We start from the raw sequence: 15,030 nt of genomic DNA, 5'->3' as shown, positions 1-15,030 counted from the left end.
GAGGACTACTCGCCCCGCAGGCCGAGAAGGGCGGGCAGCTCCCGGATGCTGGAGATCACGGCGTCGGCACCGGCTTCAGTCAGCGCGGCCCGGTCGTGCGCGCCGGTGAGCACACCCACGACGAGACCCGCGCCGGCGCGGGTGCCCGCTTCGACGTCGCTCCGCGTGTCGCCGACGACGACCATCGAGGCCACACTCGGCGCGCCAGTGCGGAGCAGGGCGGTCAACGGGAGGTCGGGGTGCGGGCGACCGCGGCCGGCGTCGACGGGCGAGAGGGCGAATTCGGCGAGATCCTGCCAGCCGAGGGCGTCGAGCACGGCGTCGCGCGTCGCGGGTGCGAAGCCCGTGGTGAAGACGACGGATGCTCCGGCGGCGCTCAGCTCACGGATGACGTCAGCGGCTCCGTCCACCCCGGCCACGCCGTCGCGGGCGACGATCTCGGCGTAGGCCCCCTCGAAGGCGGCGTTCCCGCGTTCCGCAGCGGCCTCATCGCCGTCGGCGAGCACCCGGAAGACGTCGATCTTCGACTGTCCCATGGTGTCGCGCACGTATTGCAGCGAGGCCTCGAAGTCGGAACCGGCACCGATGCCGCTGCGCTCGGCCGCGAGGGCGAAGGCCTGCTCGACGGCGCCGTCGTCGCTGACGGTGGTTCCGGCCATGTCGAGCACGATGAGCTCGACGTCTGCCCAGGATCGCAGCGGCGTCACTGCCCGGGTCTCGGGGGTGGTGGTTGCGGTTGTCATGCTGTTCCTTTCAGGGTGGATGAGATGGCGCCCCCGCCGAGGAGGCCGGCGACCAGGTGTTCGGCGAGTCCGAGTCCGGTGGTCATGCCGATGCCCGTCGTCGCCGCGAGCACGCTCACTCCGGGTTCGGGCTGGTCGATCAGGAAGTCGTTCGGCCCGCTCGCGTACACGCCCTGCCAACGCTCCAGCACGCGGAGGTCGGTGACGCCGAAGAGCTCGCGCGTGATGGCGAGCAATGCGTCGAAGGAGGCCTCACTCTGGAACGGAGCGATCGCGGTGCCGCGGTAGTGCGTGTCTCCGACGATGAGCGAGCCATCGGGCAGTTGCGTGTACATCTGGTTGAGGTCGAGTGCCGCCAGCGTCGGATCCTCTGAGTGCAGGCGGTCGCGCAGAGCCGTCGCCGCCGCGGTCGCCGTGAACCCGCCGTAACGAACGAGAGACCAGCCGGTGAGAAGGGGCGCCGTCAGGGGCGCGCGCAGGTTCGTCGAGACGCGCAGCATGTCGAGGCCGCACCTCTGGATGCCCTGCTGCTCGGCGAGGTCGGGGAAGAGCAGGTCGAGGTCGTGGTTCGCAGCGACGATGATCTCGCGTGCCTCGACGGCTCCGCGACTCGTCTCGACCCGTCCGTCTCGCACGGAGCCGACGGAGGTGCGGTAGCGGAACTCGACGCCCTGGCGGGCCAGATGCGCGGCGATCGCTGCGACGGCCTGTCGTGGGTTCACCTGCAGGTCGAGCGGCAGGAACGCTCCGCCCACGGCCGTGCCCGGGGCGAGCGGCATCCGTTCGGCGGCCTGCGCAGCGGTCAACAACTCCACCTCGTCGTCGCGCATTGCAGCGAACTCAGCGAGCACGGCGAGTTCATCGTCATGGCGAGCGGCGACGAGGGTTCCCGACTGCCGCAGCCAGACGCCGGCTTCGGCCGCGAGGGTCAACCACAGCGCACGCGAGGCGAAGGCGAAGTCCCGAGCGATGCCGTGCTGGGGCGTGAAGCAGAGGTGGCCGAAGTTGCGCACCGACGCGCCGGTCGGCTCGCTCCCCCGGTCGAAGACGATCACGCGCTGCCCGCGGGCGCGCGCGGCGAGGGCGATTCCCAGCCCGATGATGCCCGAGCCGACCACGGCGACGTCGTAGCCGCGCTCCGCCGTGGCGCTCATCGGAACACCCGCCGCATCCACACGGCCAGGCCTTCGACGATGAGCACGGTGGCGAGGATCATCAGCACGATCGTCGTGACCACGGCGTAGTTCGAGCCCTGGCCGGCGTTCAGCAGGTAGTAGCCGACCCCGCCGCCGCCGACGATCCCGAGAATCGTCGCGCAGCGGATGTTCGAGTCGAGCAGGTAGAAGCTGTGGCCGAGAAGGGCCCGTCTGCCCTGTGGCAGGGTCGCGGATGCGTACACCTGGCCACGCGTCGCCCCGGCGGCCCGGAGCGCCCGCTCGGGGCCGGACGCGACCTCCTCGAAGGAGTCGGCGATCAGCTTGCCGAGCAGCCCGATGCCGCCGAACGCCAGCGCGATGGTTCCGGCCTGACTGCCGAGTCCGGTGATGACGATCAGGACGATCGCCAGGATGATCTCGGGCACGCCGCGGATGATCACGAGCACCAGCCGCATCGATGAGCGCACGGCGCCGTTGGGCGCCACGTTCCGCGCGGCCAGGGAGCCGATGAGAACTGAGAACGCGAACGAGAGCAGGGTGGCGGCCAGCGCGATGCCGATGGTCGCCCCCATTGCGGCGACGAGGGTCGAGGCCTCGTAGTTCCCGAAGCTCGGCGGCCAGAACTGGGCGGCGATGGCCGGGACCTTCGCCCAGAACGTCACGAGGTCTCCCCAGTGGATGTCGCAGATCAGTACACTGCCGACCACAACGGCGACCGCCGTCCAGCCCCAGACGGTGTTGCGAACGCGCGACCCGGTCCAGGGGCGGCGGAGGGCCGCCTCGAGGTCTCCGGATGCCGCCGTCGAGGCGAGCCCCGGACCGGACGTTGGAGCGCCTGAGCGAGCCGCATCCGTTCGCCGAGACGAGCGTGCTGCCCGCGCATCCGTCACTCCGCGCACGACCCTGTCGCCGAGACCACGACCGCTCGGCTGGATGCCGAGCATCGCGCGGCGCACCACGCTGGAGACGATCTCCATCGCGACGCAGAGAGCGAAGATGACGAGGGCGATCCCGAGTCCGAGCGAGTAGTTCAGCGACTTGAAGGCGTACGACATCTCCAGGCCGAGGCCTGCGACGCCGACGTAGCCGAGCACGACGGAGCCGCGCAGGTTGATGTCGTTGCGATGCAGCACCGTCGCGACCCAGGACGGAAGAACCTGCGGAAGGATGCCGCTCGTGAACTGCTGGAACTTCGATCCGCCGGCCGCCCGGATCGCCATCCGCGGGCCCTCGTCGATCTGTTCGATGGCGTCGGCGAACAGCTTCGAGATCATTCCGATGGAGTGGATGCCGATGGCGAGGATGCCGGGCAGCGAACCGATCGAGAACATGAGCACGAAGACCATGGCGAGAACGACGTCGGGCACCGCCCGCGTGATCACGGTGATGAACCGGCCGGCGGCGCGCCAGGCCGGCCCGGGCGTGGTGTTCGAGGCGGCGATGTACGCGACGGGCACGGAGATCACGGCGGCGAGCAGGGTGCCGCAGAGCACGAGGCCGACGGTGAGCGCGGTGAGGTAGAGGAGTTCAGCCGGTTCGGGGAAGGTGATGCTCCCGACGCGGGCGAAGAAGCGCTCGGCGTGGCTCCAACTCTCGATCATCCCCGGAAGGGAGATGCCCGATTCGGCGACGGCGACGACGGCGAGACCGACGATCACCAGGAGAGTGGATGCGGCAGCGACACGCTCGGGCGAGATGACGCGCTTGGGCGCCCGCTCGGCGATCGATGGGCCGGGGCTCGGCGCGAGCGGCGGCGGGGCCGGAGCCGTGATGGTCGACATCAGCCGACGACCGTTCGATGCTGGGTGGATTCCGCGAGTTCCACGGTGATCGCCTCGAGCTCGCTGGTCGACGTGGCGACACGGCCGTAGACCTCCATCACCTGCGCCTTCGAGAGGCCCTCGACGGACGTGTCGAGCACGACCTCTCCGTGACGGAGCCCGACGATGCGATCGGCCCAGGAGAGGGCGAGGTCGACCTGGTGCAGGCTGCACACCACGGTGAGTCCGGCTTCCATCGCGATCTCGCGGATGAGGTTCATGACCTGGTCGCTCGACTCGGGGTCGAGAGAGGCGACGGGCTCGTCGGCGAGCAGGATCTCGGGGTTCTGCATCAGCGCACGGGCGATGGCCACGCGCTGCTGCTGACCTCCCGACAGGGTGTCTGCGCGCTGGTAGGCACGATCGAGCAGCCCCACCCTGTCGAGGTGTCCGAGCGCCACGAGCTTCAGGCGCCGCGGATAGGCCCAGAGCCCGAGTCGCGGCCCCCTGAGCCCGGCGAGCGCACCCGTGAGCACGTTCTCCAGCACGGTGAGCGACCCGACGAGTTCGAACTGCTGGAAGACGAAGCCGATGCGGCTGCGCAGAGCGCGGAGGCGCCGTCCGCCGAGAGACGGCACCTCCTCGCCGAGGACGCGCACTGACCCGGAGGTGGTGGTCTCGAGTCCGACGAGTTGCCGAAGCAGCGTCGATTTCCCCGACCCCGAGAGGCCGAGCAGAACGACGATCTCGCCGGGTTGGACCCCGAGCGCGACATCGTGCAGAGCGACTGTGCGCCCGAACTCCTTCGTGAGTCCCGCGACCTCGATGACTGATGCCTTGCTCATGACCTTCTCCGGTTCCGTGCTCGTGCGCTACTGCTCAGTGATCGGGCGTCAGCCCTGGCACTGGTCCGCGTTCGTCTTCTCGCAGATGTCGCGGATCGTGTCGTAGTACGCGTCGTCGACAGGCGACGTGGCGTAGAACACGCTGCGGAACCCGTCGCTGTCGGCGCCCTTCACGCCCGAGGCGATGATGTCGTCGATGGTGACCTCGCTGAGCACGTCGGTCAGCGTCGTCTTGAGGTCCTCGGGCAGGGTGTCGGACACCACGATCGGCGCACCGGGAACCATCGTCTCGGCGACGACCGTCACCTTGTCGCTCTTGGCGACCTCGCTGTCCTCGGCGAAGCCCGCCTCGCACTCGACGCCCTCGCCGACCTTGGTGACACTGACATCGTGCTTGCCCGCGAAGACGGGGGTGACGTCGGTCTCGGGGTCGATACCTTCGTTCAGCAGGTTGTAGCTGGGGAACAGGTAGCCCGAGGTCGACGACGGGTCGACGAAGCAGACCTTCTTGCCCTTGAAGCCGGCCAGGTCTGTGATGTCGCTCCCCGTGGGGACGATGGCCTGCGAGTAGTACCCGGGCTCCTGTCCCTCCGCGGTGATGATCGACGAGATCGGGGTGATGGCGGCGCCGTTGTTCTTGGCGGTGACGTAGGTGAAGCCGGAGAAGGAGGCGACGTCGATCTTGCCCGCGACCGCGGCCTCGATGAGCGCTGCGTAGTCGGTCGACTCGTGGTAGTCGACCTTCTTGCCGGTCTCCTGCGCGATGTAGTCCATGAGCGGCTGGTAGTTGGTCTCGGTGTCGACGGAGTCGGGCACGACGCCGAACACGATGGTGTTCTCGTCGACGGCGTAGGAGACGGTGTCTGCGGTGTCATTGGACGCACTGTCGCCGGCTGCGGCGGTGCCGGAGCATCCGGCGAGGGTGGCGGCGAGCGCCCCGACGCCGAGGAGGGCGACGATGGAGCGGGAGAATCGCGTGGACATGATGGCCTTTCAGGCAGGAGTTCCGGTGTGGTGGACGCTCAACATGCTGCCATCGGCCAGCGTAGTTATATACCCATCTCGGTCTGCATTCACCGATTGTTCACGAGAAGTAGACATAAGTGAACGGTGAGTTCCGCCTGCTCCCACCAACACTGCCCATGTAATATGCCTATGTGACCTTCGGTGTATATAAACAGATCGCGGACGACCTTCGCCAACGCATCTCGACAGGGCAGCTCGCGCCCGGAGACGACGTTCCGACCGAAGGCGAGCTCGCCCAGCAGTGGAACACCTCGCGTGGCCCCATCCGCAATGCGCTGGCCGAACTCCGCCGCGAGGGACTGATCGAGACGACCCGTGGTCGCCCGAGCAGGGTCGTCAAGCGCAAGGCGCACCAGGCCGTCGACGTGTCGATCCCCTTCACGAAGTGGGCACGCGAGATGGGTGCGGAGCCGGGCGCCGTCACCCAGCAGGTCTCGCTCCGCCGCGCGGACGAGGACCACGCCCAGATGCTCGGCATCGAGCCCGGCGACATCGTCGTCGAGGTCATCCGTCTCCGACTCCTCGATGGCCGCCCGACGATGCTGGAGCGGCTGATGTTCATCGAGGAGGTGGGCCGGGTGCTCTTCGACATCGACCTCGACACCGTCTCCATCACCGAGTACCTCGCGGAGCGCGGCCACCCGTACACGGAGGTCGATCACGAGATCGACGCCGTCGCAGCGGATGAGCTCGACAGCAGGCTCCTCGAGGTCGAGCCCGGCTCGCCCATCCTGCGCCTGCGCCGCGTGACCCGACGGGCCGACGGCCGCGTGTTCGAGGCGTCGGACGACAGGTACCGCAGCGACATCGTGCGCTTCACGGTGTCGGCCTCGGGTCGCGCCATCTCGGGCGAGCACTTCATCCGTCCCGTCGGCGAGTAGGCGCTCAGGCCCCGATCAGCACGACTCCGGCGACGACGATGACGGATGCCGCGACCCGCCACCCTCCCCGACCCTCCCGCAGCACGAGCGCACCGAAGGCGCTGACGATCACGACGCTGACCTCGCGCATCGGCGCGACGAGAGCGACGGGCGCGAGCGTCACGGCGAACAGCACGAGGATGTACGACAGCGGAGACAGCAGGCCGAAGGTCAGGATGCGCACCCAGTGCGCCCGCCAGATCGGGCCGAGCTCGCGTGCCCGTCGCCCGAGCAGCGCCGAGAACAGCACGATTTCTCCGGCCGTGCATCCAACCATGAACGCGACAGGAGAGACCTCCCACACCCGCACCACGTTCGCGTCCCAGAGCGTGTAGGCCGCGATCGCGACGCCGGTCGCGATGCCCCAGGCGATCGCGGGGTCGATCCGGTGCCGGCGCACCGGCGTTCGCGCGGCGACTCGCGGACCAGCCGCCGGTCGGTCGAGGAGACCGATCGCCACGACCCCGCCCAGGATCGCCGCGATGCCGAGAAGGGCCCACCCGGACGGCCGCTCCCCCAGCACGAGCACGGCCACGACCACGGTGACGAGGGGGCCGGTTCCTCGCGCTGTCGCGTAGACCGTCGAGAGCATGCCGGTGGAGTAGCCGCGCTGCAGCACGAGCATGTAGGCGCAGTGCAGCACGGCAGACACGACCACGCCGAGCACGAAGCCGCCGACGTCGCCGGTGCCGAGTCCGCCGGTGAACGGGACCACCGGCAGCCAGATCAGCGCGCTGGCGAGTGCACCCCACCAGAGGAACGGCAGGCCGATGCGACTGACGCCGTGGGCGAGGATGTTCCACGCCGCGTGGCAGACGGCTGCAGCGAGAACGAGGACGAGAGCGAGCGACGACACGGGACCCTTCGGTGCGTCGCGGGCGCGACGAACGGGGTCCTCCGGGCTTTTGTCCTGTCAGATGACGGCCCCTGCTGGCAGCGGCCGTGGCGCCGCTCGGACCAGTCGGACCTCTCGATCCCGGAACCCTAGGCGCTATCGCCGATCACGCTAGCAGACCCGAGCGTCAGCTCTTCTTCAGCTCCTGCGCCAGCATCACGATGATGCCGCTCGGGCCGCGCACGTAGGTGAGCTTGTAGACGTCCTCGTAGGTCGCCACTCCGCGCAACGGGTGGCAGCCGTGCTTCGCCGCGATCGCCAGGGCTTCGTCGATGTCGTCGACGGAGAAGGCGACGCGGTGCATGCCGATCTCGTTGGGAAGGGTGGGTTCCGTCTCGATCGCGTCGGGGTGGATGTACTCGAAGAGCTCGAGGGAGCCCTGGCCGCCCGGCGTCTGGAGCAGGGCGATCCTGGCGTGGTTGCCGTCGAGGCCGACGGCGGTCTCGGCCCACTCGCCGCTCACGGTGTCCCTGCCGACGAGGGTGAGTCCGAGGTCGGTGAAGAAGGAGATCGCGGCTTCGATGTCGCGAACGGCGATGCCGACGTTCTCCAGCTTGATGACCATGCGTTGCATGCTACTCACCAGCTGCGCGGCGGGCACTAGCCTCAGCCGCGCCTCGGGTGGGAGGCTGGCACCAGTGCGAGCGGCATCCGGCCCCGCCGAACGACCTGGAATCGAGGCCGCCCATGCCCGTCTCCACCAGCCCCGCCGAGATCACGATGGAGCCCAGCGAGGCCGCATCCGTCACCCCCGAGGTCATCCCGGCCGCAGCACTGCTGATCGGCACCAAGGGAACCCGCCGCTTCGTCGGCCGTGAGCACGGAGCCGGCATCTCCTACTTCTTCGTCGATGCCGACCCCGGCCAGGGGCCCGACCTGCACTGGCATCCGTACACCGAGACCTGGTTCGTGATCGAGGGAACCGCCCGCATCACCGTCGGAACAGCGACTCTCGTGGCTAACGCCGAAGACACGGCCACGGTGCCAGCCGGGGTATGGCATGGTTTCAAGAACGCCGGAACCGGGCGCCTGCGCATCCTCTGCATCCACGCCTCGGACACGATCATCCAGACCTGGGCCGACTGAGCCCCGACCCCGAAGGAGCACCGCATGACGTTCCAGGCCTACCTCGACAACATCGAGGCCAAGACCGGACTCACCCCGCGTCAGTTCATCGAGATCGCGCACGACAAGGGCTTCGACGAGACGACCAAGGCGGCGCCGATCCTGGCCTGGCTCGCCGAGGACTACCAGCTGGGCAAGGGCCATGGCATGGCGCTCGTGCACGTGATTACGAAGGGGCCGCAGATCAGTCAGAAGCACGTGAACACCGGCACCGCGCACAGCGACCCGAGTGACACGCTCTGGCTCGACGGAGCGGCCTCGAACCCGGCCACGAACTAAGGCCTAGGCCGCGGCTGGGCAGTACAGCTGCGTCGGCACCCGCTGGTCGCTCGACCGCTCGATGCGGTGCTCCGACATCGGCTGGTGGCACAGCGGACACGACGGATCGGCTGGACGCACGTCGGGACCCTCGGGGCGCCCGATGCCAACCTGGGCGGGGCCGGTGAAGGTGCGCACCACGTCGTTGGCCTTCTCGTAGAAGCGCCAGAACCTGTTGCCCATCTCGCCAGCTCCATTTCGTTCGTGTACTAATTATTAGGGTAGCAGGTAGTCTGGGCACATGATCAGTTCAGCCCAGATCGTCACCACAGAGACCACCGTCTCCGAAGCCGACGGCGCCGTCCTCGACGTCCTCGCCCTGGAGAACCAGGTCTGCTTCGCCCTCGCGGTGGCCGCCCGCGGAGTCATCGGCCTCTACCGTCCGGTGCTCGAGCCGCTCGGGCTGACGCATCCGCAGTACCTCGTCATGCTCGCCCTCTGGGAGCGCAGCCCGCGCACGGTGCGCGACCTCGGCGACGCCCTCCAGCTCGAGCCGGCAACGCTGTCGCCGCTGCTGAAGCGCCTCGAAGCGCAGGGCTACGTCGCCCGCGATCGGAATCCCGCCGACGAGAGGGCCCTGAACATCACGCTGACGGATGCCGGGGCCCGACTGCGCGAGCAGGCGCTGGGCGTTCCTCCGCAGATCGTGGCCAGGCTCGGCGTCGAGCTCGAGGAGCTCGAACGCCTGCGCACCCAGCTCACCGACGTGATCACCGCGGTGCGCGCGACGCGCTGACCGGCATCCGTCGTCGTCCGGGAATCGGCGGGCGGCAACGTACCCTTTCAGAGTGCGCATTTTCGACGCAGCGCACGCAATACATTCGAGCAAGAGGTGGTGCGACGTGAGCGACGTCTCGTCTTTGGAGACATTCGACCGACGGGAGTCGGAGGTTCGGGGCTACATCCGCTCCTTCCCCGTGGTCTTCGACAGTGCCCGCGGCTCCGTGCTGACCGCCGCCGACGGCCGTGAGTTCCTCGACTTCTTCGCCGGAGCCGGCGTTCTGAACTACGGCCACAACAACCCGGCCTTCACGCGTGCGCTCATCGAGTACCTCGAGCACGACGGCATCATCCACGGCCTCGACATGGCCACGAGTGCCAAGAAGGGCTTCATCGAGGCCTTCGAGAAGCTCGTGCTCGAGCCGCGTGGCTTCGACTACAAGCTGCAGTTCACGGGCCCGACCGGCGCCAACGCCGTCGAGGCCGCGCTCAAGGTCGCGCGTCAGGCGACGGGACGCGCGAACGTCGTCGCGTTCACGAATGCCTTCCACGGCCTGAGCCTCGGCGGCCTCGCCGCCACCGGCAACAGCCACTACCGCGAGGCCGCCGGCATCGCGCTCGACAACGTCACGCGGCTGCCGTTCGACGGCTACCTCGGCGAGGGCGTCGACACCCTCGACCTGTTCGAGAAGATGCTCGGCGACCCCGGCAGCGGGCTCGACCTTCCCGCGGCCGTCATCGTCGAGGCCGTGCAGGGCGAGGGCGGCATCAACGTCGCGAGCTCCGCCTGGCTGCGGCGCCTGCGCCAGCTCACCGCCGACAACGGGATCCTGCTCATCCTCGACGAGATCCAGTCGGGCATCGGTCGCACGGGTTCGTTCTTCGCCTTCGAGGAGTCCGGCATCGTCCCCGACATCGTCACGGTGTCGAAGTCGATCTCGGGCTCGGGCCTGCCGATGTCGCTCGTGCTGCTGCGCCCCGAGGTCGACGTCTGGAAGCCCGGCGCCCACACCGGCACCTTCCGCGGCAACAACCTCGCCTTCGTCTCGGCTCGGGTCGCTCTCGAGGAGTACTGGGCGGATACCGCCCTCACCGACGGCGTGAAGGCGAAGTCGGCGGTATTGAGCGATGCGCTGGCACGACTCGCCGCCGCGCACCCGGAGCTCGGCGCCGTCGTGCGCGGACGCGGCCTCATGTTCGGCCTCGCCATCGACAGCGACCGCACCCTCGCCGGCCGCATCTCGAAGGAGGCCTTCACGCGCGGCCTCATCATCGAGACCTCCGGCGCTCACGACGAGGTGCTCAAGTTCCTCCCGGCGCTCACCATCAGCGACGACGAGCTCGCCCGAGGCCTGCAGATCGTCAGCGACAGCCTCGACGCGGTGCTCTGAGCGCAGCACACCCCCCGATGAGCGCCATCACGCGCAGGATCCTCGCCGCGGCGATCGCCGTCGGCGTGGTTGCGGCATCCGTCACCGGAGTCGCCCTGGCGGCCAACGCCGGCACGACGGCGACGGGTGCGACGAACGCATCGGCAGCCGCCACGGCAGTCGCGAAGAAGGTGACGCTGCCCCCGGTGAACCGGCGATTCGACTACCAGATCGGCGGCGCCTACAAGCCGGCGGCCTCCGTGAAGATCGTCGACCGCGATCGCACGGCGAAGCCCGTGGCCGGCCTCTACAACATCTGTTACATCAACGCGTACCAGACCCAGCCCGACGACGTTAAGACCTGGTCGGGCAGGAACAGCGACCTGATCCTACGCAATGGCACGGGCGTGAAGGTCGGCGATCCGGAGTGGGACGAGTACCTGCTCGACACCTCGACGGCAGTCAAGCGCACGCGCATCGCCGCCATCATGAACTCCTGGATCGACGGATGCGCCGCGAAGGGCTTCCAGGCGATCGAGCCCGACAACCTCGACTCCTGGACCCGCTCCTCAAGCGCCGGAAAGCAGCTGCTGACGAAGGCCGACAACGTGGCCCTCGCGAAGCTGCTCGCCGCCCACGCACACGGCAAGGGTCTGGCCATCGCCCAGAAGAACACCCCGCAACTCGGCACAGCAGGCAAGAAGACCGTCGGCTTCGACTTCGCCATCGCCGAGGAGTGCCAGGTGTACACCGAGTGCGCCGCCTACACGAAGGTCTACGGCCCGAACGTCATCGAGATCGAGTACACCGACAACCCGACCTCCGCCTACACGACGGCCTGCACGAAGCAGGGCACGAAGATCTCGGTGATCCTCCGCGATCGCGATGTGGTGGCCCAGGGCAAGCCGGGCTACGTCTACAAGTCCTGCTGAGCCCCCTGCCCCCCCTCCGCCCGCAGAGGCAGCGACGAAGTCGCCGCCGAAGCGCACCCACCACCCGCCCGCTGAGGCCGGACGAGGTCCGCGGCCGAAGCGCACCCAGTGCAGGGGACAACGCCCCCGTACGGTCAATCGCCCGATCCGATCCGGGCTAATCTGACGCAGTGAAACTCGCACCGCGGCGACGTTTGACGCTCATCGGCGTCTCCCTCGCCCTCCTCGCTCTCGGCGCCGGCGTCGCCTCCCAGGTCTCCGATGCGCTCGGCCTGCAGAGCCAACCCTCGGTGGGCATCCCCGTCGAGAACCTCACGGTCGCACCGGCCTCGGCCGTCGTGCTGCCGCCCGAGTTCACCGCCATCGACGCCCCCGACGACCTGCGCGTCTCGACGGCTGTCGACGAGCTGCGCGATGCCGTCGCCGATGCCGGCACCACGTCGGGAACGGCGACGCTCACCGTGACCTTCGACAGCGTCGAGGCATCCGGCGAGGGCTACTCCGTCTCGGGCACGCCCACCGACATCCGCATCACGGCGGCTTCCCGCAGCGGGGCCGTCCTGGGTGTCTACGACCTCGCCGCCGCCGTGCGCGCCGGGCGCCCCGTCACCGAGAACCTCGGCCGCACCGTCGAGTCGAAGCTCCCCTTCCGCATGGTCGACCTCGGGGCCGTCGGGGTGGAGCCGGATGCCGACGCCTACGCAGCGGGCACCGACTACTCGCACAACTCGAACGCGTTCAAGGACGTCATCCTCGCCGATGCCCCTTACATCGACGATGCCGCCCTCGCCCGGGCGACGATCGACTTCGAGGAGTACGTGCGGCACACCCTCGCCCTCGGCTACAACGCCATCGCGGTGCCCGGCTTCATCGAGTACGTCACGTTCGAGGGCGTCGGCGACGGCACCGAGGTGTACGCGGCCGACGATCCGCACCGTGCCCGTGCCGAGGCCATGCGTGCGGCCTTCGGGCCCATGCTCGACTACGCGCACGAGCTCGGCATGAAGGTGTACTTCCGCACCGACATGCTGGCGCTCACGACGCCGCTGCAGGAGTACTTCGAGCGCACCTTCGGCGGGCTCGCCACCGATGACCCGGCGTTCTGGGACGTGTACCGCGCCGGTCTCGACGAGCTCTACGCCGCGATGCCCTCGGCCGACGGCGTCGTCGTGCGCATCGGCGAGGCCGGCCGCGTCTACGACCTCCCGGGTTGGGACTACTACTCCGAGCTCGCCGTCACCTCGGTGGCTTCGGTTCGCGCGATGCTCACGACGTTCAGCGATCAGGCCGAGGCGTCCGGTCGCGAGGTGATCTTCCGGTCGTGGAGCGTCGGCGTCGGCGCCGTCGGCGACATGCACACCGATCCGGAGTCAAACGCCGAGGTGCTCGACGGCATCGACTCCCCGGCCCTCGTCGTCTCCACGAAGTACAGCCTCGGCGACTTCTACAGCTACCTGCCCTTGAACACCACGCTCGACTCCGGGTCCCAGCGACGCATCGTGGAGTTCCAGAGCCGGCGGGAGTTCGAGGACTACGGCGCCCTGCCGAACGACCTCGGCGTGCTCTACCAGCAGGCGCTGGCGCACTTCATCGCCGCTAACCCGAACGTCGAGGGCATCTGGACGTGGACGCAGGACGGCGGTCCGTGGCGCGCCGGCCCCCTGACCCTCGAGCTGAAGGCGGGCTTCTGGCAGTTGTACGAGCTCAACACGCGTCTCACGGTCGACCTGGCGCGGAATCCGGATGCCGACCCGGCCGAGCTCACCGCCGACTGGATCCGCCAGTACTTCTCCGACGATCCGGCGACGGTGCAGGCCATCGGTGCCGCGATGGCCGACTCCCGCGCCGCCGTCACGGGCGGGCTGTACATCGGTCCGTTCGCCAGCCAGCGCGTGCGGGCGCTCGGCCTCGAGCCGCCGCCCATGATGTGGATCTTCGAGTGGGACATCCTCACGGGCGACAGCGCCGTGCTCGACGTGATCTACCACGTGAGCAAGCCCGAGCTCGAGCAGGCGATCGCCGAGGGCGAAGCCGCGGTCGAGACGGCCACGTCGATGCGCGATGCCATTGCGGCGACGGATGCCGACGCCTGGCGTGACGACACTCTTCGCGAGCACTTCGTCGACACGCTCGACTACCAGGTGAACCTGTTCCAGACCCTCGGTTCGTACCGCACGATGGTGCTGCGCCACGCGCAGTGGCTCGACACGGGGTCGGATGCCGCCTACAGCGACTGGGCGCAGGCGAAGACGGCGTTCCAGGGCTTCGCGGCGGTGCACGAGGCGAACTACGCCGGCGACCTCGACCTGCCGGCGTACAACCTCACGGCCGCACGCATCGGAATGGAGCGCGCGACGCTCGACCTGCCCATGGCCTGGCTGGCGCGGGTGATCCTGGTGCTCCTCGCCCTCTGGCTCGCCCTCGGCATCCTCGCGGGGCGCGCCCCCTTCTCCCGCTGGCCCGGCGCCGCCGCGGCACGCGCCCTCTGGCTCGCCGGAACCCGACCCTGGCGGGCCACGGATGCCGTGGCCGGGTTGTCGAGACTCTCGAAGGTGCTGCTCGTGGTCGTGCCCGCGGCGCTGCTCGTGGTCAGCCGCGGCATCCTGACGTGGTTCATCGCGCCGACGCACCTGCTCTTCACCCTTGCCGCGTGGCTCGTCTTCGCCGCCGGCATCGCCGTGGTGATGAGGAAGTCGTCGCCGTGGCCGGTCATCGCCGCGGCCGGAGGCGCCATCGCCCTGCGCGTGGTCCTGCTCCTCGCCGTGCTCGCGGTGCGCGGGCCCGGCTACTACTGGTTCGGCTTCTGGACCGACCCCACCGCCCGCACGCTCTACATCACGGTCGCGTTCGCCCTGTTCGCCTGGGTGCTGGTGGCTGTCGGCTGGTCGCTGGCGGGCCAGATCGGCGGGCGCCGCGCGACCGGCGCCGTGCTCGGCGCCAGCGGACTCGTGCTCGTGCTCCTCGGCGGATTCCTCGGCGTGGTCGGACTCGAGCAGGCGCTCACGGTCTGGAACGACCAGATGGCGTTGCTGCCGTGGGGCCTCTCGCGCATCCTCGGTCTCACGGTCTACCTCGAGATCCCGGCATCGACGCCGTGGTACGCCGCAGCCTTCGGGGCCCTGCTCCTGGTCGTCGGCGCGCTGCTGGCGCTGCGCTGGCGGCGGTCGGCAGTCGACTCATCGCCCGCCTGATTCCCGCTCCCAGTTCCCCGCCCTCGTC

15 protein-coding genes and 1 pseudogene are annotated in these 15,030 nt (G+C 69.1%); 7 read left to right on the top strand and 9 right to left on the bottom strand.

The features are described from left to right. Nucleotides 1-5: 5 nt before the first annotated feature. From E4M00_RS12055 to E4M00_RS12035, 6 genes and pseudogenes are all read right to left on the bottom strand, one after another. On the bottom strand, nt 6-743 hold the full coding sequence (locus tag E4M00_RS12055; RefSeq protein ID WP_135120759.1) for an HAD family hydrolase: 738 nt from the start codon (nt 741-743) through the stop codon (nt 6-8). Further along, nucleotides 740-1,897, bottom strand: a complete 1,158-nt coding sequence (locus E4M00_RS12050) for a TIGR03364 family FAD-dependent oxidoreductase (RefSeq protein ID WP_135120758.1) — start codon at nt 1,895-1,897, stop codon at nt 740-742. The genes E4M00_RS12055 and E4M00_RS12050 overlap by 4 nt, the downstream gene beginning before the upstream one ends. Continuing rightward, nucleotides 1,894-2,355, bottom strand: a complete 462-nt coding sequence (locus E4M00_RS18260; protein ID WP_420813450.1) for a PhnE/PtxC family ABC transporter permease — start codon at nt 2,353-2,355, stop codon at nt 1,894-1,896. The genes E4M00_RS12050 and E4M00_RS18260 overlap by 4 nt, the downstream gene beginning before the upstream one ends. A gap of 549 nt (nt 2,356-2,904) precedes the next feature. Further along, nucleotides 2,905-3,501: pseudogene (locus E4M00_RS18255) on the bottom strand (PhnE/PtxC family ABC transporter permease); the annotation flags it as partial. Nucleotides 3,502-3,680: 179 nt separating this feature from the next. Then, on the bottom strand, nt 3,681-4,505 hold the full coding sequence (phnC, locus tag E4M00_RS12040) for a phosphonate ABC transporter ATP-binding protein (protein WP_135120756.1): 825 nt from the start codon (nt 4,503-4,505) through the stop codon (nt 3,681-3,683). Between the two features lie 48 nt (nt 4,506-4,553). After that, nucleotides 4,554-5,489 (bottom strand): phosphate/phosphite/phosphonate ABC transporter substrate-binding protein, encoded by a 936-nt coding sequence (locus E4M00_RS12035; RefSeq protein ID WP_135120755.1) that lies wholly within the window; start codon nt 5,487-5,489, stop codon nt 4,554-4,556. Nucleotides 5,490-5,662: 173 nt separating this feature from the next. Between E4M00_RS12035 and E4M00_RS12030 the strand changes: the two genes are divergently transcribed. After that, a complete protein-coding gene (locus E4M00_RS12030) occupies nt 5,663-6,412 on the top strand; it encodes a GntR family transcriptional regulator (RefSeq protein WP_056168748.1) in 750 nt (249 codons plus the stop codon). A 4-nt stretch (nt 6,413-6,416) separates the two neighbouring features. Here E4M00_RS12030 and E4M00_RS12025 read toward each other — a convergent pair whose 3' ends face one another. Continuing rightward, a complete protein-coding gene (locus tag E4M00_RS12025; RefSeq protein ID WP_135120754.1) occupies nt 6,417-7,307 on the bottom strand; it encodes an EamA family transporter in 891 nt (296 codons plus the stop codon). 166 nt (nt 7,308-7,473) lie between these two features. Next, nucleotides 7,474-7,911, bottom strand: a complete 438-nt coding sequence (locus tag E4M00_RS12020) for a VOC family protein (RefSeq protein WP_135120753.1) — start codon at nt 7,909-7,911, stop codon at nt 7,474-7,476. A 122-nt stretch (nt 7,912-8,033) separates the two neighbouring features. Here E4M00_RS12020 and E4M00_RS12015 point away from each other — a divergent pair, with 122 nt between their 5' ends. Together E4M00_RS12015 and E4M00_RS12010 are read left to right on the top strand one after the other, a co-directional pair. Then, entirely contained in the window at nt 8,034-8,432 is a 399-nt protein-coding gene (locus E4M00_RS12015; protein WP_240037066.1) for a cupin domain-containing protein, read from the top strand. Between the two features lie 24 nt (nt 8,433-8,456). Further along, nucleotides 8,457-8,750: a DUF4287 domain-containing protein gene (locus E4M00_RS12010; RefSeq protein ID WP_135120752.1), complete on the top strand. Its 294-nt coding sequence runs from the start codon at nt 8,457-8,459 to the stop codon at nt 8,748-8,750. Between the two features lie 3 nt (nt 8,751-8,753). Here the strand turns inward: E4M00_RS12010 and E4M00_RS12005 are convergent, their stop codons facing one another. After that, nucleotides 8,754-8,972, bottom strand: coding sequence for a hypothetical protein (locus E4M00_RS12005; RefSeq protein WP_135120751.1), 219 nt, complete (start codon nt 8,970-8,972; stop codon nt 8,754-8,756). A 58-nt stretch (nt 8,973-9,030) separates the two neighbouring features. Between E4M00_RS12005 and E4M00_RS12000 the strand changes: the two genes are divergently transcribed. From E4M00_RS12000 to E4M00_RS11985, 4 genes are all read left to right on the top strand, one after another. Then, nucleotides 9,031-9,525 carry a MarR family winged helix-turn-helix transcriptional regulator gene (locus E4M00_RS12000; RefSeq protein ID WP_135120750.1) on the top strand — a complete coding sequence of 165 codons (495 nt, stop codon included), beginning with the start codon at nt 9,031-9,033 and terminating at the stop codon, nt 9,523-9,525. A gap of 106 nt (nt 9,526-9,631) precedes the next feature. Continuing rightward, nucleotides 9,632-10,900 carry a diaminobutyrate--2-oxoglutarate transaminase gene (gene ectB / locus E4M00_RS11995; RefSeq protein ID WP_135120749.1) on the top strand — a complete coding sequence of 423 codons (1,269 nt, stop codon included), beginning with the start codon at nt 9,632-9,634 and terminating at the stop codon, nt 10,898-10,900. A 17-nt stretch (nt 10,901-10,917) separates the two neighbouring features. Continuing rightward, entirely contained in the window at nt 10,918-11,811 is an 894-nt protein-coding gene (locus tag E4M00_RS11990) for an endo alpha-1,4 polygalactosaminidase (RefSeq protein ID WP_135120748.1), read from the top strand. A 170-nt stretch (nt 11,812-11,981) separates the two neighbouring features. Next, nucleotides 11,982-15,002, top strand: coding sequence for a hypothetical protein (locus E4M00_RS11985; RefSeq protein ID WP_135120747.1), 3,021 nt, complete (start codon nt 11,982-11,984; stop codon nt 15,000-15,002). Nucleotides 15,003-15,030: the final 28 nt, after the last annotated feature.

Origin of the sequence: Orlajensenia leifsoniae (assembly GCF_004570845.1) — a bacterium.
GTDB classification, from domain to species: domain Bacteria; phylum Actinomycetota; class Actinomycetes; order Actinomycetales; family Microbacteriaceae; genus Orlajensenia; species Orlajensenia leifsoniae.
The sequence above is the reverse complement of the archived record's forward strand: the minus strand, read 5'-3'. Positions and strand labels throughout refer to the sequence as shown.